Source organism: Pseudomonas sp. PME37.24/006, from assembly GCF_055556635.1.
On record NZ_JBVHNL010000004.1, the window covers coordinates 858,397 to 882,218 of the forward strand.

At 64.4% G+C, this 23,822-nt stretch carries 22 protein-coding genes and 2 riboswitches; of the genes, 10 read left to right on the forward strand and 12 right to left on the reverse strand.

Features of this window, described 5'->3' with window-relative positions:
• Positions 1 to 10: 10 nt before the first annotated feature.
• Together ACZ3GY_RS20000 and ACZ3GY_RS20005 are read right to left on the reverse strand one after the other, a co-directional pair.
• A complete protein-coding gene (locus ACZ3GY_RS20000; RefSeq protein WP_463563023.1) occupies positions 11 to 730 on the reverse strand; it encodes a response regulator transcription factor in 720 nt (239 codons plus the stop codon).
• A 183-nt stretch (positions 731 to 913) separates the two neighbouring features.
• Positions 914 to 1,387 carry a prepilin peptidase gene (locus tag ACZ3GY_RS20005; protein ID WP_465911714.1) on the reverse strand — a complete coding sequence of 158 codons (474 nt, stop codon included), beginning with the start codon at positions 1,385 to 1,387 and terminating at the stop codon, positions 914 to 916.
• Positions 1,388 to 1,490: 103 nt separating this feature from the next.
• Between ACZ3GY_RS20005 and ACZ3GY_RS20010 the strand changes: the two genes are divergently transcribed.
• Together ACZ3GY_RS20010 and ACZ3GY_RS20015 are read left to right on the forward strand one after the other, a co-directional pair.
• Positions 1,491 to 4,214, forward strand: a complete 2,724-nt coding sequence (locus ACZ3GY_RS20010; RefSeq protein WP_465911715.1) for a PAS domain-containing sensor histidine kinase — start codon at positions 1,491 to 1,493, stop codon at positions 4,212 to 4,214.
• A gap of 1 nt (position 4,215) precedes the next feature.
• On the forward strand, positions 4,216 to 4,530 hold the full coding sequence (locus ACZ3GY_RS20015) for a hypothetical protein (protein WP_465911716.1): 315 nt from the start codon (positions 4,216 to 4,218) through the stop codon (positions 4,528 to 4,530).
• On the opposite strand, the gene cobM is transcribed toward ACZ3GY_RS20015, so the two are convergent.
• The 4 genes from cobM to ACZ3GY_RS20035 form a co-directional block, all read right to left on the reverse strand.
• The gene (gene cobM / locus ACZ3GY_RS20020; RefSeq protein WP_465911717.1) at positions 4,493 to 5,266 is read right to left on the reverse strand and encodes a precorrin-4 C(11)-methyltransferase; all 774 of its coding nucleotides are present in this window, start codon (positions 5,264 to 5,266) and stop codon (positions 4,493 to 4,495) included. The genes ACZ3GY_RS20015 and cobM overlap by 38 nt on opposite strands.
• A gap of 150 nt (positions 5,267 to 5,416) precedes the next feature.
• Positions 5,417 to 5,824, reverse strand: coding sequence for a cobalamin biosynthesis protein (locus ACZ3GY_RS20025; protein ID WP_465911718.1), 408 nt, complete (start codon positions 5,822 to 5,824; stop codon positions 5,417 to 5,419).
• Positions 5,821 to 6,540 carry a CbtA family protein gene (locus ACZ3GY_RS20030; protein ID WP_465911854.1) on the reverse strand — a complete coding sequence of 240 codons (720 nt, stop codon included), beginning with the start codon at positions 6,538 to 6,540 and terminating at the stop codon, positions 5,821 to 5,823. The genes ACZ3GY_RS20025 and ACZ3GY_RS20030 overlap by 4 nt, the downstream gene beginning before the upstream one ends.
• A 10-nt stretch (positions 6,541 to 6,550) precedes the next feature.
• On the reverse strand, positions 6,551 to 6,736 hold the full coding sequence (locus ACZ3GY_RS20035) for a CbtB domain-containing protein (protein WP_463563029.1): 186 nt from the start codon (positions 6,734 to 6,736) through the stop codon (positions 6,551 to 6,553).
• Between the two features lie 95 nt (positions 6,737 to 6,831).
• Positions 6,832 to 7,033, reverse strand: a riboswitch (cobalamin riboswitch).
• Between the two features lie 71 nt (positions 7,034 to 7,104).
• Positions 7,105 to 7,284, forward strand: a riboswitch (cobalamin riboswitch).
• Positions 7,285 to 7,383: 99 nt separating this feature from the next.
• Between ACZ3GY_RS20035 and cobW the strand changes: the two genes are divergently transcribed.
• The 3 genes from cobW (at position 7,384) to ACZ3GY_RS20050 (ending at position 14,335) form a co-directional block, all read left to right on the forward strand.
• Positions 7,384 to 8,433: a cobalamin biosynthesis protein CobW gene (gene cobW / locus ACZ3GY_RS20040; protein ID WP_465911719.1), complete on the forward strand. Its 1,050-nt coding sequence runs from the start codon at positions 7,384 to 7,386 to the stop codon at positions 8,431 to 8,433.
• 73 nt (positions 8,434 to 8,506) lie between these two features.
• The gene (gene cobN / locus ACZ3GY_RS20045; protein WP_465911720.1) at positions 8,507 to 12,241 is read left to right on the forward strand and encodes a cobaltochelatase subunit CobN; all 3,735 of its coding nucleotides are present in this window, start codon (positions 8,507 to 8,509) and stop codon (positions 12,239 to 12,241) included.
• A gap of 483 nt (positions 12,242 to 12,724) precedes the next feature.
• Positions 12,725 to 14,335, forward strand: coding sequence for an ATP-binding cassette domain-containing protein (locus tag ACZ3GY_RS20050; RefSeq protein ID WP_465911721.1), 1,611 nt, complete (start codon positions 12,725 to 12,727; stop codon positions 14,333 to 14,335).
• Positions 14,336 to 14,424: 89 nt separating this feature from the next.
• Here ACZ3GY_RS20050 and ACZ3GY_RS20055 read toward each other — a convergent pair whose 3' ends face one another.
• The 4 genes from ACZ3GY_RS20055 to ACZ3GY_RS20070 form a co-directional block, all read right to left on the reverse strand.
• Positions 14,425 to 15,513 carry a 3-deoxy-7-phosphoheptulonate synthase gene (locus ACZ3GY_RS20055; RefSeq protein WP_465911722.1) on the reverse strand — a complete coding sequence of 363 codons (1,089 nt, stop codon included), beginning with the start codon at positions 15,511 to 15,513 and terminating at the stop codon, positions 14,425 to 14,427.
• A gap of 280 nt (positions 15,514 to 15,793) precedes the next feature.
• Entirely contained in the window at positions 15,794 to 15,925 is a 132-nt protein-coding gene (locus ACZ3GY_RS20060) for a hypothetical protein (protein WP_465911723.1), read from the reverse strand.
• Between the two features lie 27 nt (positions 15,926 to 15,952).
• The gene (locus tag ACZ3GY_RS20065) at positions 15,953 to 16,381 is read right to left on the reverse strand and encodes an NUDIX hydrolase (protein ID WP_465911724.1); all 429 of its coding nucleotides are present in this window, start codon (positions 16,379 to 16,381) and stop codon (positions 15,953 to 15,955) included.
• Positions 16,381 to 16,959, reverse strand: coding sequence for an LOG family protein (locus ACZ3GY_RS20070; RefSeq protein WP_465911725.1), 579 nt, complete (start codon positions 16,957 to 16,959; stop codon positions 16,381 to 16,383). The genes ACZ3GY_RS20065 and ACZ3GY_RS20070 overlap by 1 nt, the downstream gene beginning before the upstream one ends.
• A gap of 122 nt (positions 16,960 to 17,081) precedes the next feature.
• Here ACZ3GY_RS20070 and ACZ3GY_RS20075 point away from each other — a divergent pair, with 122 nt between their 5' ends.
• The 3 genes from ACZ3GY_RS20075 to ACZ3GY_RS20085 all read left to right on the forward strand — a co-directional run bounded on the left by ACZ3GY_RS20075 (position 17,082) and on the right by ACZ3GY_RS20085 (position 20,279).
• Complete coding sequence (locus tag ACZ3GY_RS20075; RefSeq protein WP_465911726.1) at positions 17,082 to 18,089, forward strand: magnesium chelatase ATPase subunit I; 1,008 nt, start codon at positions 17,082 to 17,084, stop codon at positions 18,087 to 18,089.
• A gap of 26 nt (positions 18,090 to 18,115) precedes the next feature.
• Positions 18,116 to 18,763 carry a vWA domain-containing protein gene (locus ACZ3GY_RS20080; RefSeq protein WP_465911727.1) on the forward strand — a complete coding sequence of 216 codons (648 nt, stop codon included), beginning with the start codon at positions 18,116 to 18,118 and terminating at the stop codon, positions 18,761 to 18,763.
• A 148-nt stretch (positions 18,764 to 18,911) separates the two neighbouring features.
• Positions 18,912 to 20,279 carry a leucine-rich repeat-containing protein kinase family protein gene (locus tag ACZ3GY_RS20085; protein ID WP_465911728.1) on the forward strand — a complete coding sequence of 456 codons (1,368 nt, stop codon included), beginning with the start codon at positions 18,912 to 18,914 and terminating at the stop codon, positions 20,277 to 20,279.
• Between the two features lie 10 nt (positions 20,280 to 20,289).
• Here the strand turns inward: ACZ3GY_RS20085 and ACZ3GY_RS20090 are convergent, their stop codons facing one another.
• Positions 20,290 to 21,048, reverse strand: coding sequence for a hypothetical protein (locus ACZ3GY_RS20090; protein WP_465911729.1), 759 nt, complete (start codon positions 21,046 to 21,048; stop codon positions 20,290 to 20,292).
• Positions 21,049 to 21,111: 63 nt separating this feature from the next.
• Positions 21,112 to 22,065: a helix-turn-helix transcriptional regulator gene (locus tag ACZ3GY_RS20095; protein WP_465911730.1), complete on the reverse strand. Its 954-nt coding sequence runs from the start codon at positions 22,063 to 22,065 to the stop codon at positions 21,112 to 21,114.
• Between the two features lie 144 nt (positions 22,066 to 22,209).
• Between ACZ3GY_RS20095 and ACZ3GY_RS20100 the strand changes: the two genes are divergently transcribed.
• On the forward strand, positions 22,210 to 22,599 hold the full coding sequence (locus ACZ3GY_RS20100; RefSeq protein ID WP_465911731.1) for a hypothetical protein: 390 nt from the start codon (positions 22,210 to 22,212) through the stop codon (positions 22,597 to 22,599).
• Entirely contained in the window at positions 22,583 to 23,803 is a 1,221-nt protein-coding gene (locus tag ACZ3GY_RS20105; protein ID WP_465911732.1) for an MFS transporter, read from the forward strand. The genes ACZ3GY_RS20100 and ACZ3GY_RS20105 overlap by 17 nt, the downstream gene beginning before the upstream one ends.
• Positions 23,804 to 23,822 lie beyond the last annotated feature (19 nt).

Here is a 23,822-nt window from a genome sequence, read left to right on the forward strand (position 1 = left end):
CTTACAAAGTTTACCCATGGGAAGGATAGGACAGCGCCAGTTGTGTGCGGTTGTGCACGCGCGTCAGTCTCAATATCTGGGAGACATAAAGTTTTACGGTGTTTTCGGTAATGCCCAATTCGCAGGAGATCTGGTAATTAGTCATCCCTTTGGCGATCAATTGCGCGACCGCCAACTGCCTTCTCGATAGTTTGTCGAAAGGCTCGGGAATAACATCCGCCGCCACAGTCATTTGCGCGACGTTCTTTATTGGCGTTGGCAATAGGTCGCTGTGCATCTCGTGCAGCGATGCAGCCAGATCCTGAATGCGCTGACGAATCTGCTGTTCCTTGATTCGTTGCTCGACGCGCTCATGCAAGCGCTTCACGCTGGCCCCCAGCTCTTCCAGATCCACTGGTTTCTGGTAGTAGTCGGAAACCCCGGCGCGCAAGGCCAGGATGACGTCCTGCTTGTCGGTACTGCCGGTAAAGATAGCCGTTTCGTAGAGCCGCCCAGTGCGTGTAATACGGGCCAGCTCACCCACCAGTTGAACCCCGGTCAACCCGGGCATGTGCATATCGCTGAGCACGATACCGATATGTTCATCCTGCTGGAACGCCTGTAATGCATCCTCTGCACAATGGCACGCCGTAACACCATAACCGAGTTGCTCGAGAAACTCCGCGAGCTCCTCGACAATGGCCGGTTCGTCGTCGACTATCATTATCCGTAAGGGATAGGAGCTTTCCATGCAAAGACTCTATAGGGAGACGGATGATTGATATTAGAAAATTAGGATAGCTATGCCCTAAGTTATAGTCAAAGCTGTGCAGTCGAGCCCGCTGTGATTAACAGCGGTTATCAGTTTTTTGCTATAGGGCTGGTCGATATTTTTCATTATGCTCGCTGCAAGTTGTCGATCATATGGCACCGTTTATTTGGCTATAAACCACAATGCTGTAAGTACAAATCCCAAGCATAGAAAAGGTGCATAGGGTGGTGCTTTGCCGTTGGTCGTTCTTAGCGCGACCAGGCGTCTTGGAAGTGCCAGGCGGATATCAGGCCAGATGCGCACCAGCGTGACCCAGATGATCAGCACGAGGGCGGCTCCGATAACGCTGAACAGTACATGTGCGGCATCGCTGGCGGCACCCAGAGCCACGAGCATTTTCACGTCTGCAGCGCCCATTTGCCGACTCAGGTAGCCGGGCAGCGACAGCAGGCACGCGATACCGATAGCCAGCACTACCGCTGGCGGGCTGGCACCGGTCAGGCTGCTGCCTGACCACAGCAGGTAGGCCAGGGCGACGCAGAGACCGCCCAGGGTCAGCAGGTTGGCGATCTTGCGGTGTTGAGCGTCCTGAAACGCGCAGGCGCCAAGCCAGCAGAGCAATACGATATAGGCCATGGATGCGATGGGTGTCCGGGTTCAGTAGGGGCGAGGTAGCCCGATCACATCGACGGATATTTCGATCCGTCTGCGGCGCTAATCATGGTAGGTGGGCCGGACAATGCAAGTATTCAAGGATTGGTTCAAGCGTGACCCCGAAGCGCAGGCGGCGCCGGAGGCGACTGTTGCACCCGCAGCGGTTTCCGCCAACAGTCCGTGTCTGAATCTTTCCATCGATGCCCTCGGGCGCGTATTCGAGGTCTCCGGCAGTCTCTCGTACCGCCTGCCAATCGCGGTTTCCCAAGTGCTGCCGCTGGAGCAGTTGCTACACGGTCAGAGTCGCTATCTGGTGACGGATCTGGCGGCTTTCGTGCAACAGATGCTCGATCTTTCCTTCGTCACCCGTGACGGCAGCATTCTGCATACCCGCGGCTGGCTCAAGGCTGAAGTGCAGGGCTGGTCGCTGCAGGCCTTCGAGATCGGCGACTTTCTGGCCCGCTTGCAAGCCTGCGAACAGCGTCTGCAGGTGTTCTCGCAAATCAGCGCTGTGGCGCAGAGCATACGGGGTGCCGACCGGGTCGAATTTCCCCGCCATGCCCACGAGTGGCTGGGCGCGATGGCTCAGGCCTTGCGGCTGGCCTGCACGGCGCTGGCCCTGCCGGACGCGCAGCGGGGCGGCTGGCAGATCGTCGGGCATTACCGCGACGCGCTGACGCCGGTGTTCTGGGAAGACGGTCAGCACCTGCCCCGCGAGTTGCAGCAGTACGCTGGCGACCAGCCCGTACAGTGGTTGCGAGGTGGAGTGGATGTCACCGAATGGCACGCCGCTGATTCTGTCTGGCTGGTGCCCTACGCTGATCATCAGGGAATCCGTGCCTGGCTGCTGTGCTCGCCTTACATCGCCCACCAGAGCATGCCCGAGCTTAATACCCGTGATTGGCTGGATCTGTTTTCCAATGTCGCCGCGCCCCTGTTGCAACGCCTCGATGAGCAGAGCCGGCGGGTGCACGTCGAGCGTGTAGATATCCTGCAGAATCTGCTCGGCACCGGCTGGTGGGAATACATGCCGCGCAGTGGGGCGTTTCTGCTGGCCCCCAGCCTGATGCAGCGCTTCGGCTTCGATCCGCGCCAGGCGGTGACCCTGGCTGACTGGCTGGAGCTGCTCAGCCCGGCCGACCGCGACGAATTCCGCATCCGCCTGGGCGATGCCGAGATGAGCGGTCGTGCCTTCGAACAGGTGGTGCGTCTGCGTGACGCCGCCGAGGAGCTGTGCTGGTTCCGCATCCACACGCGGATCCTCAATGCCAACGGCCAGCGGCGCATCGTCGGCGCGGTGCTGGACATCAACGACATGAAGCTCAAGGAGGTCGAAGCCGATGCGGCGACCACGCGCCTGAAGAGCCTGGTCGCCAGCGCGCCGGCGCTGATCTACGTGAATCGCTATGAAGAGGGCGCCTTCGTGCCGGTGTTCTGCAGTGATAGCAGCAGCGCCCTGCTGGGCTGGACACTGGAGGATTTCGTGCAGCGCAGCATGGCCGACTTCATCCACCCCGATGACCGTGACATTTATTTCGCCCACACCCGCACGCTGCTCAGCCAGGGCGCCGCCAGTTGTCGCTACCGGCTGATCGACCGCGAGGGGCATTACCACTGGCTGCAAGACGAAGCCAAGCTGCTGCGTGATGAGCGCGGTATTCCCGTGGAGGCGGTCGGCCTGTGCCTGGACGTGACCGAGGCCGCCCAGGCCGCCGAGCGGATTCGCGAGAGCGAGGAGCGCTATCGCATCCTGGTGGAAGACTCGCCGGCGATCATCTGCCGCTATCGGCCTGATCTCACGCTGGTCTACGCCAACCGACCGTTGGCGCAGTATCTGGGCATTCGTCAGGAAAACCTGCCGGGTACCAGCCTGGCGACCTATCTGTCGGCCCAGGAGCTGACCCAGTTTCGCGAGCGCCATCGCCAACTGACGCCCGCCGAGCCGGTCTCCACCGCACTGGTGCGCATGGACCTGCCGGGGCGCGAACATATCTGGTGGGTTCTGGCCGAGCGTGCGGTGTTCGACGAGCACGGCAAGCTGCTCGAAGTGCAGGCCGTCGGGCGTGACGACACAGAATTACAGAAGGCCCGGCAGATGCTCAACCAGAGCGCCAAGATGGCGGTGCTAGGCGAGATGGCCACGGGGCTGGCCCACGAGATCAACCAGCCGCTGAACGTCATGCGCATCGCCCTGACCAATACCTTGAAGGGTGTGGAAAACGGTTCGGCCAACCCCGATTACCTGAAGAACAAACTGGGGCGTATCGAGCAGCAGATCACCCGGGCGGCGAAGATCGTCAACCACATGCGCATCTTCGGGCGGCGCTCCGAGGTCGAGGACGATCTGTTCAGCCCTGACGAGGCCATCGAGGGCGCCCTGACGCTGATCCGCGAAGGCGAGCTCGCCCGCGATATCGACCTGACCCTCGACCTCTGCGGTTCTCCCCAGGTGCGTGGGCATGCCGACCAGCTCGAGCAGGTGATCATCAATCTGCTGGTCAACGCCAAGGATGCGCTGCTCAGCGCGCGGGAAAAGCAGCCCGAACTGGAGCCGCGTATCCACCTGCACAGCTCGCTCAGCGAGAATAAGGTGGTCGTGCAGGTTCAGGACAATGCGGGCGGTATCGACCCGCTGCTGCTGGATCGCGTGTTCGATCCGTTCTTCACCACCAAACCAGTGGGCAAGGGCACCGGGCTGGGGCTGTCGGTCAGCTACGGGCTGGTCAACCAGATGGGTGGCAAGCTCAGCGTGAGCAACCAGGAGGGTGGTGCTTGCTTCCGTATCGAGCTGCCGGTGGTCGCCCCCTGACATGAGCGACTGGGTAGATACCTTGTACCGCTGTTGCGACGGTGTGCTGGGTGGCGATCAGACGCTGATCGAGCAACTGCGCGACGCGGGCTTCGACTGCCGTGAGGGCTGCTGGAGTTTCCATCTGCCGGCGCTGCATGCCTGGTTGGGCGAACAAGTGGTCATCCAAAGCGCGCTCGATTATCCGATCTTTCTGCAGCGCCTGTACGCCAGCGATCTCAACGGGCGTCTCGCCCAGCGGGGCGCGCAGATCGTCATTGCCGACAATCACGGCAAGGTCAGCGAGAGTCTGTATCGTCTGCAGCGCCTGCCCTGAACAGGTGGCGATGGCTCTCGTGGTACAGCGCCGAATTGGCGAAGTCCTCGGCGCCCAGCACCCTGCCAACCAGAATCAGCGCAGTGCGACGAAAGCCTTTGGCGCTGACCTTCTCTTCGATATCGGCGAGTGTGCCGAGCACCCAGTCCTGGTCCGGCCAGCTGGCGCGATGCACCACCGCGATCGGGCAACTGGCGCCATAGTGCGGCAGCAGCTCGCCGACGATCTTCGCCAGGTGTTGCACGCCCAGGTGGATGGCCATGGTCGCGCCGTGCCGAGCCAGATCGTGCAGCTGCTCGCCTTCGGGCATCGGTGATTTGCTGGCATAGCGGGTGAGGATCACCGTCTGCGAAACATCCGGCAGCGTCAGCTCGCTTTCCAGCAGCGCGGCGCAGGCTGCCGTAGCCGTGACCCCAGGGATGATCTCGAAGGGGATGTCGAGTGCGCGCAGGTGACGAATCTGCTCACCGATGGCGCCGTACAGCGATGGGTCTCCCGAATGTACCCGTGCCACGTCCTCGCTGCGTGCATGGGCGGCGTGCAGCAGGGCGACGATTTCATCGAGATGCAATTCGGCGGTGTTCACCACCAGGCTGGCCTGATGGCCGTCGAGCAGTGCTTCCGGCACCAGGGAGCCGGCGTAGAGAATCACCGGGCAGGAGCGAATCAGGCGCTGGCCCTTCACGGTGATCAGCTCGGGGTCGCCGGGGCCGGCGCCGATGAAATAGACGGTCATGAGATTCCTGGGTTGCAAGCGGTAAATGGTGGAAGACTGGCTGCGGCTGTAGGAGCCGCGACCCCGCAGCGAATGGCTTGAACGACTCCGTTTTGCGGCGCGGCTGCAATTTTTCGCGCCGAGGTCGACGCACCTACAGTAGCGGCGTTTCTAAGGTTCGATGTCTGCGACAGCCAGTGTGGCGTTGGCGCTCTTGCACTTGGTTATCCACAGGCGAGCAGGTCGATTGCTCAAGTGTTCGGCCAAGGCCAACGCGCTGGCTTCTGCAACGCTCTGGCTGCCGGTAACGTGCAGGGCGATAGCCGAGGTCTGGCTCAGGCGCTCATGGTAACCCGTCAGCGCATCCGCGGGCATGAAGCTGATGGGCAGGCCCAGATGCTCGGCCAACTGCAGTAAACCGGGCTCGTCAGCCTTGTGTTCGCTGCTGGCCAGGGCTGTCAGCTTGGCAGTGCTCGAGCCATGCTCGGCCAGCGTATCGTCGAGCAATGCCAGCAGCTCGCTCAGCGAACACCCGCGCCGGCAACCCAGGCCGGCGACGAGGGTAGGGCGCTCGTTCATTCTGCGTGTCGAGTGCGGCCATGGAACCAGGCGGCAGCCAGCCCCAGGGCAGCCCAGAACGCAGCGTTGGTGAGCAGCGAGGCAAGGATGAATTCGTGCTCCAGCGCTTCGGGTGCCAGGCTTTCGTGCACCTCAGGCTGCGGTGCGCCAATCACATGGGGCAGCGCCAGAATCACCAGGCCCAGTATGCGCAGCACCCAGTTACCGCCAAATGCCAGCAGCGCCAGGCCTGCGGCGGTCGAAGCAGCGGTGCCGATCCACCAGTACTGGCGCAGCAGCAGCTCGGCTGCGGCGGTACCCGGCAGCTCCGGCGGCAAGCCGCTTGAGGGCGCGAGCACGAAGGTGGCGAAGCCAGCCAGGCCCCAGAGCAGGCCCTGCCAGGTCTTCTCGGGGGCGCGCAGGGTGAACAGGCCGGCGAGCATCAGCGCAAAGCCAACGCCTACCACCAGATTGCTCAAGCCTGTGGATAACAGCCGTTGCCAGCCATCTTCCGGTGCCCAGGCTTCACCGTCATGACTGTGACCGCCAGCGGCGGCATGATCGTGAGCGGCGCTGGAGGTGTCATGACTGTGTTCGAGAGTGGCCGCGGGTTCGGCGACTTCGAACGTCTCGGCATGCAGGATCAGTGGGGTTACCCACAGGCTCTGCAACAAGGTCAGCACGATGGCGGCGAGCAGGCCGGCGAAGCCGGCAGTCTGGGCGATGCGCTTGATCATCATGGCGTCCTCAGTGGCACGGAAACGCGGCGCTATGCCGGGTATCGTGGGCGGCGTTATGCAGGGCTTCTACGTGGGAAAAGCCTGCGAAGAAGATCAGCACGGCGCCCAGAACGCAGCTGCCAACGGCGAGCAAGATACGTTGCGACAAGGGACGCGCAGAGGCGGTGGAATTCGAAAGGACGCTGCTGGACATGATCGTAGACCTCAGGGGTAAACGGCACAGCAGGACACGGCGAGACTGCCCGCACAGGCGGGCGATAGTCGGCGCGTGCCCGCCCACCGCGGGTTGCCAAACAGAGGATTCAGGCCGGTCTCCGGGCTCACGATGATCACTGGGCAGTGATAAGGATCGGCCTTCCCATGCTCTCGCACAGTGGCCAAAACGATCCTGACATTCGCTTACCGTTGCGGGGGCAGCGCCGGACTCGAACCGGCTTCCCGTTTCACCTCACGCACGGCGGCGTGAGACACCTGAAACAACCGCGCAAGAACACCACGAAGCGCCAAGTGCGTCAACATGTTACAGGTCACCCCGTGATTGACCGTATCGCAGGCTCTGCGTAGCCTTGCGTTTTTCGAGGTTCTCCACTCGTGTGGAGCTAAGAGGGAACACGGCAAGCCGTGGCTGCCCCCGCAACTGTAAGCAGCGAGCGCATCGCCAACCGCCACTGGGAAACCGGGAAGGCCGGCTACGCGCCATGACCTGTGAGCCAGGAGACCTGCCTCGATAATGCTTTCGACAACCGGGCGGGGTGATCCGGTGGTGTTTGTGCGACAGCCCCGGCTGGCGCCTGCCATCTCATTGCCCGCTCGCCGTTTCTCCAGACGCCAGGGGCCTCCATGAAAACGCTCGCCAAACTTCCCGTCACCATCGTCACCGGCTTTCTCGGTGCCGGTAAGACCACCTTGCTGCGGCACATGCTGGAAAACGCCGAAGGCCGCCGTATTGCCGTGATCGTCAACGAGTTCGGCGAGCTGGGTATCGATGGTGAGATCCTCAAGCAATGCTCCATCGGCTGCACCGAGGAAGAAGCCAACGGCCGTGTCTTCGAACTGGCTAATGGCTGCCTGTGCTGCACCGTGCAGGAAGAGTTCTTCCCGGTGATGCGCGAGCTGGTGGCGCGTCGCGGCGACCTCGACCACATCCTGATCGAAACCAGCGGTCTGGCCTTGCCCAAGCCGTTGGTTCAAGCCTTCAACTGGCCGGAAATTCGCAACGCCTGCACCGTCGATGCGGTGATCACCGTGGTCGACAGCCCGGCGGTGGCTGCCGGCACCTTCGCGGCCTTCCCCGATCAGGTCGACGCGCAGCGCAAGCTCGATCCCAACCTCGATCATGAGTCGCCCCTGCACGAATTGTTCGCCGACCAACTGGCGAGCGCCGATTTGGTGATCCTCAACAAGGCCGATCTGCTCGATGCCGAGGCGCTGGCAGCGGTGCGCGCTGAAGTTGGCGAAGAGCTGCCGCCAGCGGTCAAGGTGGTCGAAGCCCATGGCGGTTCGCTGCCGCTCAATGTGCTGCTGGGCCTGAACAGCGAGACAGAGCTGCACATCGAGGGTCGCAAGACTCACCACGACAATGAAGACGAAGACCACGATCACGACGAGTTCGACTCGTTCCACGTGGAACTACCGGAAGCCGATGAGGCCCGCCTGCTGGCTGCACTGAAGGACGTCGTGGGTAAACACGGCATCCTGCGCATCAAGGGTTTCGTCGCCGTGCCGAACAAACCCATGCGTCTGCTCCTGCAGGGTGTCGGCCTGCGTTTCGACAAGCATTTCGATCGTGCCTGGAAGGCCGATGAAGCGCGGGTTACCCGCCTAATCGTAATCGGCCAGGAGCTCGACCACACGGCCATCGCGGCTGAGCTGAAAGCGGCTCTGGTATAACCATGATCGTCCGCAAGCGGGCTCCTACACGAACCGTAGGAGCGCGCTTGCGGACGATGCTTTAGGCGAGAATATGCACCTCCTGCGCACCCAGCCCGGCCAGTCGCTGCCGGCCGATAGTATCGCCGACCTTGGCCAGACCCCCGCCGAGCTGGTGGTGCTGTGCACCGGTGATTCGCACCTGTCGCTGCTGGCCGAGGTCGCCCGTCATCTGCCCGAGGATTACCCCAGCCTGCGTCTGGCCAGCCCGGCACAGCTGAGCAACAACGCCTCGGTGGACTTCTACGTCGAGCAGGTGCTCAGGCATGCCAAGGTCATCATGATTTCCGTGCATGGCGGCGTCAGCTACTGGCGCTACGGCATCCAGCGGCTGGTGGAGCTGGCGGGGCAGGGCAAGACACTGATTCTGGTGCCGGGCTGTGATAACCCCGACCCCGAGCTCACTGCGCTGGGCAACGTGACCGCCGAAGATGCCGAGCGGCTCTGGCAGTACCTGCGCCAGGGCGGTGTGGATAACGCGCGGCAGTTCTTCAACTGCATCGCCGACCGCTATATGGGCCGTGACTATGGCTGGCAGCCTCCCCGAGCGCTGCCGCGGGTTGGCCTGTATCACCCACGCGTGGGCAATGCGTCGCTGCAGGATTGGCGTGCCAGCTGGCAGCCGGACGCACCCGTTGCCGCGCTGCTGTTCTACCGCACCCATGTGCAGGCAGCCAACACCGCTTTCGTCGACACCTTCTGCCAGCGGCTGCAGGCTCAGGGCCTCAATCCGTTGCCCATCGCCGTGGCCAGCCTCAAGGAGGCGACCTGCCTGGCGCAGGTCGAGGATTGGCTGGACGAAGCCGGCGTGAGCGTGATCCTCAACACCACCGGTTTCGCCCAATCCAACCCGGAGTCGCCCCAGGCAAGGCCGTTCCGTCGCGACGTGCCGGTGCTGCAGGCGCTTTGTGCGCTGGACAGCGAAGAACAGTGGCAAGGCAACGCTCAGGGTCTCGGCCCCCGCGACCTGGCCATGCATATCGCGCTGCCGGAACTGGACGGCCGACTGATCACCCGGCCGATCAGTTTCAAGGGCCTTGCCTGGCGCAGCGAGCGCAGCCAGAGCGATGTGGTCTGCTACCGCGCGCACCTGCCGGGCATGGATTTCGTCGCCGAACTGGCGCGGCGTTGGTGCGAACTGCAGCGCACGCCTGCAGCGCAAAAGCGCGTCGCCCTGGTGCTGGCCAACTACCCGACCCGCGACGGTCGCATCGGCAACGGTGTCGGCCTGGACACCCCGGCGGCGGCGCTGAATATTCTCCAGGCCTTGCAGCAGCAGGGTTACCCGGTCGATGCGTTGCCGGACAGCGGCACCGCGCTGATCCACCAGTTGCTCGGTGGCGTCACCAACGATCTCGACAACCTCGACCTGCGGCCCTGCGCGCAGAGCCTGGCGCTGGACGACTACCAGCGATTCTTTGCCGCCCTGCCCGAGGCTAATCGCCAGGCGGTGCTGGAGCGCTGGGGCACACCGGAAAACGATCCGATGTTCCGCGATGGCCGGCTGATGATCGCCGGCCTGCGTTTCGGTCTGACCTTCGTCGGCATCCAGCCGGCGCGGGGTTATCAGGTGGATGCGGCGGCGGTCTACCACGACCCGGATCTGGCGCCACCCCACGGTTACCTGGCCTTCTATTGCTGGATGCGCCATCTATACCAGGCCAACGCGGTGATCCATGTCGGCAAGCACGGCAACCTGGAATGGCTACCCGGCAAGAGCGTCGGCCTGTCCGAAAGCTGCTGGCCGACGGCAATCCTCGGCGCCCTGCCGAACATTTACCCCTTCATCGTCAATGATCCCGGTGAAGGCGCCCAGGCCAAGCGCCGTACCCAGGCGGTGATAATCGACCACCTGATGCCGCCGCTGACCCGTGCCGAGAGCTACGGCCCGCTGCGTGATCTGGAGCGGCTGGCTGACGAGTATTACGACGCCAGCCAGCTCGACCTGCGCCGCGCCAGTGAGCTGCGTGGCGAGATTCTGCAGAAGGTGCGCGAGGCCAGTCTGGATCGTGAACTGGGCCTGCAGCTCAATGACGACCCGGCCAGCTGGTTGCCGCAACTCGACGCCTACCTGTGCGACCTCAAGGAATCGCAGATTCGCGATGGCCTGCATGTGTTCGGCGAATCGCCGAGCGGCACGTTGCGCCGCGACACGCTGCTCGCTTTGCTGCGCATTCCTCGCGGCGATGGCCAGGGCGGCAACGCCAGCCTGCTGCGAGCCCTGGCCCATGATCTGGCCCTCGATTTCGATCCGCTCGATTGCGATATGGCCGCGCCATGGAGCGGGCCGCGTCCGGCAATATTGGTGAGCCTGAGTGATGAGCCGTGGCGCACTATGGGCGATACCCGGGAGCGACTGGAGCTGCTGGGATTACGACTGATTGAGGGAGCGGATTTCGAATCCGTTGGATCAAGCAGCGCCGCAGTGCTGCACAGCCTGCGCAGCCATATCGCGCCGTTGCTGGACGCCTGTGGCGATGCCGAGATGCACGGCCTGCTCTATGCCCTTGATGGTCGCTTCGTGCCCTCCGGCCCCAGCGGCGCACCCAGCCGAGGGCGGCTCGATGTACTGCCGACCGGGCGCAATTTCTATTCCGTGGACGTGCGCAATCTGCCTACGCCCACGGCCTGGCGCCTTGGCGTGCAGGCTGCCGACCGCCTGCTGGAACGTCACTTGCAGGATGAAGGCGACCATCTGCGCCAGCTCGGCCTGTCCGTGTGGGGCACCGCGACCATGCGCACCGGCGGCGACGATATCGCCCAGGCCATGGCCCTGATGGGCGTACGCCCGGTGTGGCAGGCCGGTAGCGGGCGGGTCGAGCGCTTCGACGTGCTGCCCCTCGAGCAGCTCGGTCGCCCGCGTGTCGACGTGACCTTGCGGGTGTCCGGGTTCTTCCGCGATGCCTTCGCCAACCTGATCCGCCTGTTCGACGACGCCGTGCAGGCGGTCGCCGATCTGGACGAGTCGCCGGACATGAACCCGCTGTCCGCGCGCGTCTGGCAGGAAGCCCTGGCGCTGCAGGATGGCGGGCTGGACGAACTCGAAGCGCGGCGCCAGGCCGGCTGGCGGATCTTCGGCTCCAAGCCCGGCGCCTATGGGGCCGGCGTGCAGAACGCCATCGAGGAGCGCCTCTGGGAAAGCCGCGCGGATCTTGCCGAGGTCTACCTGAACTGGGGCGGCTACGCCTACGGCAAAGGCAGCGAAGGTACGCCGGCGCGTGGCCAGTTCGCCGAGCGCCTGGAGCATCTGCAGGCGGTGCTGCACAACCAGGACAACCGCGAACACGACATCCTCGACTCCAACGACTATTACCAGTTTCAGGGCGGCATGCTGGCGGCGGTGGAAACCCTGCGTGGCGCCAAGGTGGCCAGCTACCACGGCGACAACAGTCAGCCCGATACGCCGCGCATCCGTACCCTCAAGCAGGAATTGGCCCGGGTGGTGCGCGCCCGTGCGGCCAACCCGAAGTGGATCGAGGGCATGAAGCGCCACGGCTACAAAGGTGCCTTCGAGCTGGCCGCAACCATCGACTACCTGTTCGCCTTCGACGCCACCAGCGAGCTGGTCGATGACCATCAGTACGCCCTGCTCACCGACGCCTACCTGATGGACAGAGACACCCGCGACTTCATCCAGCAGCACAACCCCGGCGCCCTGCAGGACATCATCGAGCGCCTGCTCGAAGCCCAGCAGCGCGGCATGTGGCAGGAGCCGGGCGACTATCGCGAAGCCCTGGAAAACCTGCTGCTCGACAGCGAAGAAAGCTGAGGTCTGTTGGCGCGTTGGCCGAAAGTGGCGGAAGCGGTCATCTGCTGCGGGGTTCGATCTGATCGTTCCTCACGCTCCGCGTGGGAATGCCTGCAGGGACGCTCTGCGTCCGATGTCGAGGCCTGGCGGGCGCAGAGCGCCCTGGATTGGGCTCCCACGCTGGAGCGTGGGAGCCATCATCAATCTCGTGGGAGGGGCTTTAGCCGCGAGCTCTTTACGCCTAGCTAGGCAAAATCGAGGCTAAAGCCTCTCCCACAAAAGCTCTTCCCACCGTCCGCTTCCGCCTTGAAGCTGCCTTCAGCGCTTTTTCGGTTTTTACAAGTCGCCTCGGTTGCCCTGGCCTGACCTTGGGTTTAGCCTACCCGTCCATTTCCCTCCGGAGTTTCGTCCAATGCGCCAGTAATGCCGTCGTGTCCGCACGACCTGTGATTGTCCGCCGCGGCCTTGTGCCTCGCGTTTTCACGGCATTGCCTGGAGTCATCCATGACGAACTCGTCTGTTATCGCGCTCGAGCGCGTGTCCTTTGATTTTTCCAACGGTCGGCCTCTGTTCGATGAGCTGAGCGAAACCTTCGATGCCCGGCATACCGGACTGGTGGGGCGCAACGGCGCTGGCAAGAGCGTGCTCGGCCGCCTGCTCGCGGGGCTGTTGCAGCCGACCGGCGGGCGTATCCTGCGGCAGGCTCAGGTTGCCTATCTGCCTCAGGAAATCGAAGTGCCTGAGGGTGCTCGGGTGGTCGACCTGACGGGCTTCGCTGCACCTTACGATGCGCTGTGCCGGGTGACTGACGGGCGCATGGGCGAAGACGATATCGAGTCGCTCGAAGGCCGCTGGGATATCGCCGAGCGCCTTCAAATCGCATTGCGTGAGCAGGGCCTTGACCATCTCTCGCTGCAAACCCCGGCTGCCATGCTCAGCGGCGGTGAGCGCACGCGGGTTGCGCTGCTCGGCGTGTTTCTCTGTGGCGCGGATATGCTGATCCTCGATGAGCCGAGCAATCATCTCGACCGCCGCAGCCGCCAGCACCTTTATCGACGCTTGCAGCAGTGGCCGGGTGGCTTGCTGGTGATCAGCCATGATCGCGAACTGCTCGAAGGCATGCAGCGCATCGTCGAGCTGGCGCCAGGCGGGTTGCGCGCCTACGGGGGCAATTACAGTGTCTATCGAGACTGTTTATTGCGCGAGCGCCAGGCCGCCCAGCGTACGTTGGAGCATGCCCGTACCGAGCGCAAACGGGGTGAGCGTGCCTTGCAGGCGCAGCAGCAACGTCAGCAACGGCGTACCGCCAGCGGGGCGCGTGAGGCGCGGGACAGCAACCAGGCGCAGATCCTCCTGGGTCAGCAGAAGAGCCGCAGCGAGGCCAACGCCGGGCGGCTGCAGCAGCGCCTGCAGGAGGCCCGTAGCGGACTCGAGGGAGCGGTGAGCGAAGCTGCGACGCGGGTCGACGAGAACCTGAAAATTCAGCTGCATGGCGGTGCTGCAACCCTGCCCGAGGGCAAGCGGGTGCTGAGTCTGCGTGGCGTGCAGGCGCCGTTCTCGGGCGCCACCCTGCCGGATATCGAACTGTTCGGCCCCCGTCGGCTCGCCATCACCGGGCCCAACGGTTGTGGCAAATCGAGCCTGCTGGCGATGCTCGCGGGGCGGCTTTCAGCCGTTGCGGGCGAGTGTCGGGTCGAGGTGCCTCTGGCCTATCTGGATCAACAGCTGTCCTGCCTGCAGGCGGCGCAGAGTGCGCTCGATCACCTGCGACACTGCAATCCTGAACTGCCCGAAGCCGTTGCCCGCACCCGTCTGATGCACCTGGGGCTCGATGCCCATCGGGCGCTGCTGCGCAGCGCACGGCTGAGTGGTGGTGAACGCCTCAAACTGGCGCTTGCCGGGGTGATCGATAGCGAGCCGGCAGCGCCCCTGCTAGTGCTCGACGAGCCCGATAACCATATCGATCTCGACTCGCTGCTGGCCGTCGAAGCCATGCTGCGCGAATACTGCGGGGCACTGGTCGTGGTGTCTCACGACACCGTGTTCATCGAGGCGTTGGCGATCACCGACCGCCTGCAGTGGACGACGCAGGGCTGGGAGTATCAAAGGGTCTGATCGATGAGCCGTCATTCGCTCGAGTCGAGCGCAGCGGCACCCGTGAGGCGTGCCCCCGGTATCGCTTCACTCAACGCCAGGCTACGGGGTCAAACCAGGTGGCGCATGCGCACGGCAGCGTCGATCAACATCCGTTCGGCACCGGTCCAGCCGAGGCAGCCGTCGGTGATCGACACGCCATAGCGCAACTCGCCGCCAAGGCTCTGGGCACCGTCGTACAGGTGGCTTTCGATCATCACCGCACGCAGGGCGCCGTCGCCTGCCAGGCGCTGGTCGAGCACGCTGCGCAGTACGTCGGGCTGGCGCAGCGGGTTCTTGCCGCTGTTGGCGTGGCTGCAGTCGACCATGATCCGCGGGGCGATGCCCTGGCGCTCCAGCTCGGCGCGGGCGGTGGCGACGCTGGCGGCGTCGTAGTTCGGCCCAGCGTGGCCGCCGCGTAGCACCAGGTGAGTGTCCGGGTTGCCGTGGGTCTGCACCAGCGCTGGCCGGCCGTGGCCATCGACGCCGAAGTGCTGATGGGCATGGGCCGCCGAGCGCATGGCGTCGCAGGCGATGCCGAGGCTGCCGTCGGTGCCGTTCTTGAAGCCCACCGGCATCTCCAGACCGCTTACCAGTTCACGATGCACCTGGGATTCACTGGTGCGTGCGCCAATTGCCGCCCAGCCGAGCAGGTCGTCGAAGTAGCCGGCCACCAGCGGCTGGAGGATTTCGCTGGCCAGTGGCAGGCCAAGCTCGAGCATGCGCAGCATCAGTTGTCGCGAGCGGCGCAGGCCTTCGGTCATGTCGCCGCTGCCATCCAGCGCCGGATCGTAGACCAGGCCCTTCCAGCCCACCGTGGTACGCGGCTTTTCGACGTAGGCGCGCATCACCAGCAGCAAGCGATCACCCACTCGCTGGCTGAGGGCGGCCAGGCGCTCGGCGTATTCGAGTACGGCGGCGTCGTCGTGCAGGGAGCAGGGGCCGACCACCACCAGCAGACGCGGGTCGTGACCATCGAGAATGGCGCGGATCGAGTGGCGCTGTTGCTGCACCTGGCGCGCGAGCGCGGCGGAGAGTGGCAGCTCTTCGCGCAACTGGGTGGCGCTGGGCAAGGGCGAGGTCTGGCGGCGGGTCTTGGTGTCGACCAGGTGCAGATCGGCGGATTTGGCGGTGGAGCGGGAATTGACGGCTACGGACATGGTGGTTTCCTCGGCCGGCGCGGACGTTACCGCGCGCGGCGCACTATCTGGCTCGATGGGATGTTCGATTGAGTGGATGAGCAGCGCGGCTGCCGGTAAATCGCCAGTTGTAGCGGTAATAGGTTTGGTAGGTGCTGCAGTTGATATAGGCGGTCATGGTGAAATCCTCTGTGAAAAATCGATGTACCGGAAAAAACAAAACCCCCGGTCGGGAGGCCGACCGGGGGTTTCGAGAAACTGTCTGGTGGCGACCCTGAGTTGCTAGGGCGCCTGTGGGGTATCAGGCGCGCCTGTGGCTAAACCAATACCCATAAAAATACGCAGCCGCCGCGACCACGGATGCCTGGGCACGCGCGATCTCGATGCAGGCTGCATCGAGGCGGGTGCTGTTCAGGATCGGGGATGTGGACATGAAGGGCTCCGTTGAATGGGCTCGACGTTAATTCATCGCGGTGGTCGATTGCAAGCGCCGTTGGTTGAGCGCGGGCAATGCACGGCGGGTGGCCACGGTCAGCGGCTCGGGCAGACTGTCCAGCGCGAACCAGCCGATATCGCCGTGTTTTTCGGGCTCCACGTTGCGTACCTCACCCTCGAAGGCATCGGCCAGATAGACCGGCGCCAACCAGTGTTCGCCGCGCTGCGCATCGATCTGATCGACCACGCAGAGCAACTCCAGTGACGTCAGGCGGATGGCGAGTTCTTCCTCGATCTCGCGGCGCACCGCCTGCTCGACCGGCTCCAGCCAGTCCACCTTGCCGCCGGGCAACCCCCAGCAGCCGGCTTCCGGCTCACGCAGGCGGCGCACCAGCAGCAGGCGCCCGTCCCGCACGATGGCCGCCCCACAACCCAGGCGTGGTTGCTCGCTCATCAGGTTTCCTGCCTGCCGATCCATTTGCCCACCTGCGGTGCTTCATAGCCGTCGATCGCTTTCAACAACGCGTCGATATCCTGCTCGACGATCAGCATCTCGCGGTGCGGCGCCTTGACGAAGGCTTCGTCGACCATGTGATCGAGAAACCCGGCGAGGCGGTCGTAGTAGCCGTTGATGTTGAGCAGCGCACAGGGTTTCTGGTGGTGGCCCAGTTGTGCCCAGGTCCACACCTCGAATAGTTCTTCGAGGGTGCCGACGCCCCCCGGCAGGGCGATGAAACCATCGGACAATTCGGCCATCAGCGCCTTGCGCTGGTGCATGGAGTCGACGATTCGCAGGTCATCGAGGCCGGTGTGGGCCACTTCCTTTTCCCACAGCGAACGCGGGATCACGCCGATCACCTCGCCACCGGCCTCAAGCGCCGCGTCGGCCACGGCGCCCATCAGGCCGACGGACGCGCCGCCATACACCAGGCCGATGCCGGCTTTGGCGAGCGTTTGGCCGAGGCGGGTAGCCGCCTCGATATAGACGGGATTGGTGCCCGCATTGGAACCGCAGAAAATGCACAGGCGCATCTGAGTCTCCCTGGATAAATCGCACGCGACAGCATCGCGAAACCGCCGACCATAGCAGAACAGCGGGGTGGGATTCGACCGCCCGCTGCTACAATGGCGGCTTTGCTCAGCCGGATTGCGCCATGACCGATAACGCCCACTTCCCCCTTGCCGCCGTGGTCGGTGCCGACTCGCTGAAGTTGGCGCTGTGCCTGGTGGCGGTCGATCCGGCAATCGGAGGGGTGCTGATCGAAGGCCCGCGGGGCATGGCCAAATCGACCCTGGCCCGCGGCCTGGCCGAGCTGCTGGAGAGCGGCGTGTTCGTCACCCTGCCGCTGGGCGCCAGCGAGGAGCGCATCGTCGGTACGCTCGATCTGGACGCTGCCCTTGGCGAAAGCCGCGCGCAGTTCTCGCCCGGCCTGCTGAGCAAGGCCGATGGTGGGGTGCTGTATGTCGATGAGGTCAATCTGCTGCCCGATCATCTGGTCGATCTGCTGCTCGATGCGGCAGCCAGTGGCGTCAATCATGTCGAGCGTGACGGTATCTCTCATCGCCACAGTGCGCGCTTCATTCTGATCGGCACCATGAACGCCGAAGAGGGCGAGCTGCGCCCGCAACTGCTCGACCGCTTCGGCCTCAACCTGGCGCTGGACGGCCAGCCGCAACCGGGGGCGCGGGCCGACATCGTCCGCCGCCGCTTGGCCTTCGATGCCGATCCCCAGGCGTTCATCGCCCAGTGGGCCGAGCAGCAGGCGGCACTGGCCGAGCGTTGCGAGCAGGCGCGTGCTCAGGTAGCGCGCATTGCACTCGACGATCAGGCGCTGGAGGCGATCACCGGGCGCTGTTTCGAGGCAGGTGTCGATGGCTTGCGCGCCGACCTGGTCTGGCTGCGCGCGGCCCGTGCCCATGCGGCCTGGCGTGGCGCGACTGGTATCGAGCCTGTGGATATCGATGCGGTTGAGGACTTCGTGCTGCGCCATCGCCGTCGGCACACCCCGCCCCGGCAGCAGGCTCAGCCGCCGGCCAGCCCTCCCGCCCAGGCGCCGAGCGAGCAGCCAACAGCGGGCGAAGGCCAGTGGGGCGAGCTGCCGCCGCAAGCGCAAACTACCGGCGAGCGCCGTGAACCGCCGCGCTGGGCAAAAAAGCCCTGAGCATCCCCCCGCGCGCCAGAGCGGGGATGGATGCGAAGCCGGCTCCCGGCAAACAGGCACATGGCCGCAGCGGCGCCAGGCAACGCGGCGCGAGCGGCGCTATCGACTGGCTCGCCACCTTGTTGCAAGGCAAGCCAAAGCGCCGTGCGGATTTACAGCGCCAGCCCCGAAGTAGCGCACCCGCGCAGCTGTGGCTGATCGTCGTCGATGCCTCGGCCTCGACCCGTCGCCACGGTGCGCTGAGCAAGGCCAAGGGATTGCTTGCCGAGCTGTTCGAACGGGCCTACCGCGAGCGAGCGCGGATCGCCGTGGTCGACGCCCAGGGCGCGCGACCTCAATGGCATTGGCAGGGTCAGAAAGCGTCCGGCGCCCTGCAGCAGTGGTTGGCGGAGCTCGGTGCTGGCGGCGGCAGCCCGTTGATCCCGGCATTGCAGGAAGCCCATGGTTGGCTGCAGCGGCGTCAGCGCCTCAAGCCGGGCGAGGCGCAACGCCTGCTGGTGGTCACCGACGGGCGTTTGCGCGAATGGCCAGCGCTGCCGCCCAGCCCCTGTCCGGCGACACTGGTGGATATCGAATGCGCGCCGATCCGTCTGGGCCGTGCCGTGCAACTGGCAGATGAGCTCGGCGCCGAGTACCGACATATCGACGCGCTGAGCCCTGTGGCACGGCGCTGATCGCCTGGTGCGCCATGGCTCTTCAGTGGTTGCGCTTTCGTTTCGACAACTGATCAGCAAACTGGAGATTTTTCTGTTCTGCAGCGGATGGCCAAGGGCCATGTTCGCGTAGAATGGCAGGCTTCTTCCTGCCTGAGCCTGCGCCAGCATGCACACCCTCGATCAATTGCGTGCCGGCCAGCTTCATGGCATTACCCGGCTCGACCTGTGCGCCTCCCTGGAGCAGTTTCCCGAGGAAATCTTCGCGCTGGCCGACAGCCTCGAAGTGCTCAATCTGAGTGGCAACCGGCTGAGCGATCTGCCCCACGACCTGCACCGGCTGCATCGTCTGCAGGTGCTGTTCTGCTCCAACAATCGTTTCGAACACGTGCCGGAGTCAGTTGGGCGCTGCCTGTCGCTGCGCATGGTCGGCTTCAAATCCAACCGTATCCGTGAGCTGTCCGCCAAGGCGCTACCTCCGCACCTGCGCTGGCTGATCCTGACCGACAACTGCCTGGAGAGTTTGCCTGAAGCCCTCGGCGACTGCGTCGAGCTGCAGAAGCTGATGCTCGCCGGCAATCGCCTGAGTGCATTGCCCGCCAGCCTGGCGCGCCTGGAGAAGCTGGAGCTGCTGCGCATCGCCGCCAATCGATTGCCCGGCTTGCCGGATGCGCTGCTGGATCTGCCACGTCTGGCCTGGCTGGCCTACGCCGGTAATCCTTTCGACAGCAGTGCCGCATTCGAGTCCCTGGCACCCGAGGTGCCGTGGCACGAGCTACAGGTGGGCGAGGTGCTGGGTCAGGGTGCGTCAGGGATCATCCATCATGCCCGCTGGCAGCGGCCGGATGGATCGTTCGAAGCCGTTGCGCTCAAGCTGTTCAAAGGCCAGATGACCAGCGACGGTACCCCCGACAGCGAAATGCGCGCCTGCCTCGCCGCCGGACGCCACCCGAACCTGATCGACGTGCTCGGGCGCCTCGTTGCGGCACCCGAGGGCGAGCAGGGGCTGCTACTGGGCCTCGTCGATCCGCGATTCAGCACCCTGGCCGGGCCGCCGAGCCTGGAGAGCTGCAGCCGTGATATCTATCCGTCGGGTTGGCGGGTGCCTTTCGCTCAGGCCTTGCGAGTGGTCAGCGGCATCGCCTCGGCGCTGCGTCACCTGCATGCACAGGGCATCTCCCACGGCGACCTCTACGGCCACAACATCCTGCTCGATGAGGCTGGCGAGGTACTGCTCGGTGACTTCGGTGCCGCGGCGTTCCAGCCCCCGGCGGCCCCCTTGCAACACGCAGCCGTGCAGCGCATCGAGGTGCGCGCCTTTGGCATTCTGCTCGAAGAGTTGCTCACCCGCAGCGAAGTGCCCGCGCTCTACGCGGCGCTGCTGGAAGAGCTGGTGATGCGTTGCCAGCAGCCGCAGGTCAGTGCCCGACCCGACTTCATCGAAATCGATACGACGCTGGCGCGTCTGTTGGCCATGCAATCGGGCAACCGCGATGAGTCGAGCGCTGGCGTCGAGACGGATCTGCTGCCGATCTGATTTCACCCGGTCATTCGGTGTAGCGCAGCACCAGCAGCTCGCGGTTCTCGATACTGTCCGCGAACAGTGCCCGAACCTGCGCCCCGTTGTCCTCGCGGGCATACAGGCGGCTCAGCAGATCGAGCAGGCTGGCGGTCTGCGCCTGATCCAGGGCCCGTGAGCGACGAAAGGCGATGAGGCTAGCGCCGATGCCGAACAGGGCATAGCCGTAGTGGTTTTCCAGATGCTCGGCCAGGCGGAAATTCTCCTGAGGCGACAGGTCGCTGGAAAAGTAGCCATTGGCGAAGCCGTAGATGGCCTCGCAGGCGCGCTGTACGGGAATCCGCAGCAGATAGCATTCATCATCGAGCACCGAGACCAGGTCGGTATTGGCAGCTACCAGGTCGGCGAGGCTGTCGTCATCCACACGCAAATCCTTGGCGAACAGGTCGTCGAAGGAGGTTTCCTGCATCGTGCGTTCAAACGCCAGGCGACGAATGTGCAGGCGCTGTTGCAGCGACAGGTCGTCCCGTGGATAGCCATCTTCCAGCCAGCTCGCGGCGATCCCCGCCCCCTGCAGCCAGTCGCCGCTGTCCAGATCATGGCGGTTGCTCGCATGCATCGCGGTGTAGAGCGCTTGGCCCAGATCATCCAGGGTGAACAGGTGGCGATGCCCGTCGGGCACATCGTCATAGGCGCTCAGCAGCTCTTCCAGCGAGGCCGGCTGGTGCAGCCGGAAGCATTGGCCGAGCAGGCGGCCGTCCGGTTCATGTACGGGATCGAGTCGCATGGGGGCACCCATTGGAACGAGGAGGGGCTCCATCATAGCGTCCCCTTGCCGCCCGGCGCCCGCTCAGTGCCTGGCTTGCGAGGGTGGAAACCCGTACTGGCGCTTGAAGGCGGCGCTGAAACTGCTCAGGTGTTCATAACCGGCCAGGCTGGCGGCCTCTTCGATCGACAGTGATTGCTGACAGATGGCGTGATAAGCCTGCTCCAGACGGCGTTTGCGCAGATAAGCGGCGATGGTGATGCCGTTGCGGCTACGGAAGGCGTTCTGTAGATCGACCGGGTTGGTGCCGAGCTGGCGTGCCATCTCGGCGATGCTGAGGTCGTTCGCTTCGCCACTGTCGAGCCAATCCCTGAGGCGCAGCAGGCAGCGTTCGAGGTGGCTGCCGAGGCGTCTCTCCGGCGGCGCATCGATACCGCGCAGGATGTCGCAGGCCAGGTCGAGAGCGAAGCTCTCCCGTTGCAGGCGCTGCAGCAGCGGCGGCAAGCCGGCGTCACGTTCGAGCAACTGGTGGGCACGCTGCAAGATATCCACAGACGGTTGCCAGAGCAGGCTTTGCCAGTGGCTACGGCTGAAACGCAGCAGGTTGTCACTGCGTAACTGGCTGCCGAGGGCGAAGTGCTGCAGCCAGTCGGGGCTGATGCTCAGGCACACTTTGGTTTCCTGACGTTCGCTTTGCCAGTGGCGCTGGAACTGGTCGGCAGCTGTCAGGTTGACCAGCATGGCGCGCTGGCCGCCAGGGCGGGCGTCGAAGTGCAGGCGCTGGCGCGGCAGGCTGACCTCGGCCTCGCCGCCGAGCAGGAAGGCTGCAGTGATCCCCGGTGCCAGGCGGTTGTCGCTGCTGGCGTCGACCAGGTCGCGGCTCTGGCTGAAGTACAGCACCAGGCCATCGCTCAGTACCTGCACCTGTTGCTCGCCATCGAGCACCGGCTGCTCGCCCGGTAGCTCGCGCTGGAAATGCAGGTTACCGCCCAGAGTATGGGCGACGTCGCTGAGCTGGCCGCAGGTGAAGACCGTCATGGCGGGCTCCGATGGAAGTTTGCTTGTGGCTAAGTTTTCCTTGTTTTCACCTAAGCGGGCAAGCTTGTTCGGAATTATTCTCATGTGCAATGTATTTGCAGCCTGCCGGGCTGCATCAGGATCGCTCAGAGGAATACTGCGGCAATGGGTTTGTTCATTACAGAAACGGCCGTGGTCGAGGCCGTCTTCGCAGACGACGTCAGCCTCGACGACATTCGCGATTGGTTGGCGCATATCGAGCGCCTGATCGCTCGTCGACAGCCGTTCTACTTCATCTCCAGCACCCAGGTCGGTGCCAGTCTGGCCGAGGGTTATCGCGCCGTGCAGGGCGCCTGGTACAAGCGGCACAAGGCGAATTTCCAGACCCGCTGCCGTGGCCTGGTGCGTATCGCCGCTGACGCCGAAGAGCGCCAGCGCCTGGATACGCCAGCGCTGCACGCCGCCTGGGGCGTGCCTTATTTCGTGACCCTGGAGCGTGAGCAGGGTTTTCAGTGGATCGCCGAGCGCATGGTGAGCGATGCAACAGTCCAATGACTTCACGCCGGTAACGCGGCTGAGCCTGGCGGTCATCGTCGTGCTCTACCTGGCTCACGCGTTACCGCTGTACTTCTTCAATGTGGCGCTGCCAGCCATCCTGCGCAGCCAGGGCGTCGATCTGCGCTGGATCGGCATGCTTGCCCTGCTGTACATCCCCTGGGCCTTCAAGTTTCTCTGGGCACCGCTGGTCGACCGCTACTACCTGCATGCACTCGGCCGGCGCCGCACCTGGCTGTGGCTGACCCAGGCAGCCCTGGTGGCCGGCCTGCTGGCCCTGGCGGTGAGCGGGCTCGAGCACGGCCTGTTGCTGTTCGTGCTGATCGGCCTGTGGATATCTACCTTCGCCGCGACTCAGGACATCGCCATCGATGGCTATACGGTCGAGTCGCTGGCAGCCGAGGAGCACCGCCTGGGCAGCATGGCGCAGAGCATGGGCGTGGCGCTGGGCAGCATGCTCGGTGGTGCCGGCGTGCTCTGGCTGTATCAGGCCGCTGGCTGGCAGACCGCGTTGCTGACACTCGCAGCGATGGCCGCACTGCCCATGCTGGTGGTGGCGCGCGTCGAAGAGCGTCACTCGCCGGCCGCCGAGCGACCGAGCTTCATCCACACGTTGCGCCGCCCGGAAATGCGCTGGGCGCTGTTGCTGATCCTGCTCTACCGGGCGGTCGAGGCGCCGGCCATGGCCATGCTCACGCCGCTGCTGGTGGACCAGCAGTGGTCGCTGGCGCAGATCGGTGTGCTGATGTCGGTGGCCGGTGCCAGCATCGGCCTGTTGGCGGCGGTGCTGACCGCCAGGGCGCTGAAGAACCAGGCGCCCGAGGTGTTGCTGATTCGTGCCGGCTGGTGGCGCAGCGGCATCTACCTGCTGCTCGCCGCGTTGCTGGCCAGCGGCCTGGCTGCCACCTCGACGCCCTGGCTCGGCCTGGTGGTGCTGGCCACTCTGGCACTGCGCTACATGGCGATGACCAGCCTCTATGCACTGTTCATGCGCCTGTGTTCGCGCCAGCAGGCCGGTACCGACTTCACCGTGCTGGTGTGCTTCGAGTTGCTGGTGTTCTTCATCGGCGGCTCGCTGTCCGGGTTCCTGGCCAAGGGGCTGGGCTACGAAACCTATTACCTGCTGCTGGGGGGCCTGTCGGTGCTCAGCGTGCTGGTCTGCAAACCGCTCATCAAAAAACTCTCTTCCGGCTTCGCTTCGTAACTTATCCACAGGGGAACAT

Excerpts from the sequence above, each read along its gene's own strand:
- ACZ3GY_RS20055 (WP_465911722.1), bottom strand. The coding sequence starts at position 15,513 with ATGTCCGTAGCCGTCAATTCCCGCTCCACCGCCAAATCCGCCGATCTG.
- cobN (WP_465911720.1), top strand. The coding sequence starts at position 8,507 with ATGCACCTCCTGCGCACCCAGCCCGGCCAGTCGCTGCCGGCCGATAGT.
- ACZ3GY_RS20095 (WP_465911730.1), bottom strand. The coding sequence starts at position 22,065 with ATGACGGTCTTCACCTGCGGCCAGCTCAGCGACGTCGCCCATACTCTG.
- ACZ3GY_RS20010 (WP_465911715.1), top strand. The coding sequence starts at position 1,491 with ATGCAAGTATTCAAGGATTGGTTCAAGCGTGACCCCGAAGCGCAGGCG.
- ACZ3GY_RS20075 (WP_465911726.1), top strand. The coding sequence starts at position 17,082 with ATGACCGATAACGCCCACTTCCCCCTTGCCGCCGTGGTCGGTGCCGAC.
- ACZ3GY_RS20030 (WP_465911854.1), bottom strand. The coding sequence starts at position 6,540 with ATGATCAAGCGCATCGCCCAGACTGCCGGCTTCGCCGGCCTGCTCGCC.
- ACZ3GY_RS20015 (WP_465911716.1), top strand. The coding sequence starts at position 4,216 with ATGAGCGACTGGGTAGATACCTTGTACCGCTGTTGCGACGGTGTGCTG.
- ACZ3GY_RS20100 (WP_465911731.1), top strand. The coding sequence starts at position 22,210 with ATGGGTTTGTTCATTACAGAAACGGCCGTGGTCGAGGCCGTCTTCGCA.
- ACZ3GY_RS20065 (WP_465911724.1), bottom strand. The coding sequence starts at position 16,381 with ATGAGCGAGCAACCACGCCTGGGTTGTGGGGCGGCCATCGTGCGGGAC.
- cobW (WP_465911719.1), top strand. The coding sequence starts at position 7,384 with ATGAAAACGCTCGCCAAACTTCCCGTCACCATCGTCACCGGCTTTCTC.
- ACZ3GY_RS20000 (WP_463563023.1), bottom strand. The coding sequence starts at position 730 with ATGGAAAGCTCCTATCCCTTACGGATAATGATAGTCGACGACGAACCG.
- ACZ3GY_RS20090 (WP_465911729.1), bottom strand. The coding sequence starts at position 21,048 with ATGCGACTCGATCCCGTACATGAACCGGACGGCCGCCTGCTCGGCCAA.
- ACZ3GY_RS20105 (WP_465911732.1), top strand. The coding sequence starts at position 22,583 with ATGCAACAGTCCAATGACTTCACGCCGGTAACGCGGCTGAGCCTGGCG.
- ACZ3GY_RS20025 (WP_465911718.1), bottom strand. The coding sequence starts at position 5,824 with ATGAACGAGCGCCCTACCCTCGTCGCCGGCCTGGGTTGCCGGCGCGGG.
- cobM (WP_465911717.1), bottom strand. The coding sequence starts at position 5,266 with ATGACCGTCTATTTCATCGGCGCCGGCCCCGGCGACCCCGAGCTGATC.
- ACZ3GY_RS20080 (WP_465911727.1), top strand. The coding sequence starts at position 18,116 with ATGGATGCGAAGCCGGCTCCCGGCAAACAGGCACATGGCCGCAGCGGC.
- ACZ3GY_RS20035 (WP_463563029.1), bottom strand. The coding sequence starts at position 6,736 with ATGTCCAGCAGCGTCCTTTCGAATTCCACCGCCTCTGCGCGTCCCTTG.
- ACZ3GY_RS20005 (WP_465911714.1), bottom strand. The coding sequence starts at position 1,387 with ATGGCCTATATCGTATTGCTCTGCTGGCTTGGCGCCTGCGCGTTTCAG.
- ACZ3GY_RS20060 (WP_465911723.1), bottom strand. The coding sequence starts at position 15,925 with ATGTCCACATCCCCGATCCTGAACAGCACCCGCCTCGATGCAGCCTGC.
- ACZ3GY_RS20050 (WP_465911721.1), top strand. The coding sequence starts at position 12,725 with ATGACGAACTCGTCTGTTATCGCGCTCGAGCGCGTGTCCTTTGATTTT.
- ACZ3GY_RS20070 (WP_465911725.1), bottom strand. The coding sequence starts at position 16,959 with ATGCGCCTGTGCATTTTCTGCGGTTCCAATGCGGGCACCAATCCCGTC.
- ACZ3GY_RS20085 (WP_465911728.1), top strand. The coding sequence starts at position 18,912 with ATGCACACCCTCGATCAATTGCGTGCCGGCCAGCTTCATGGCATTACC.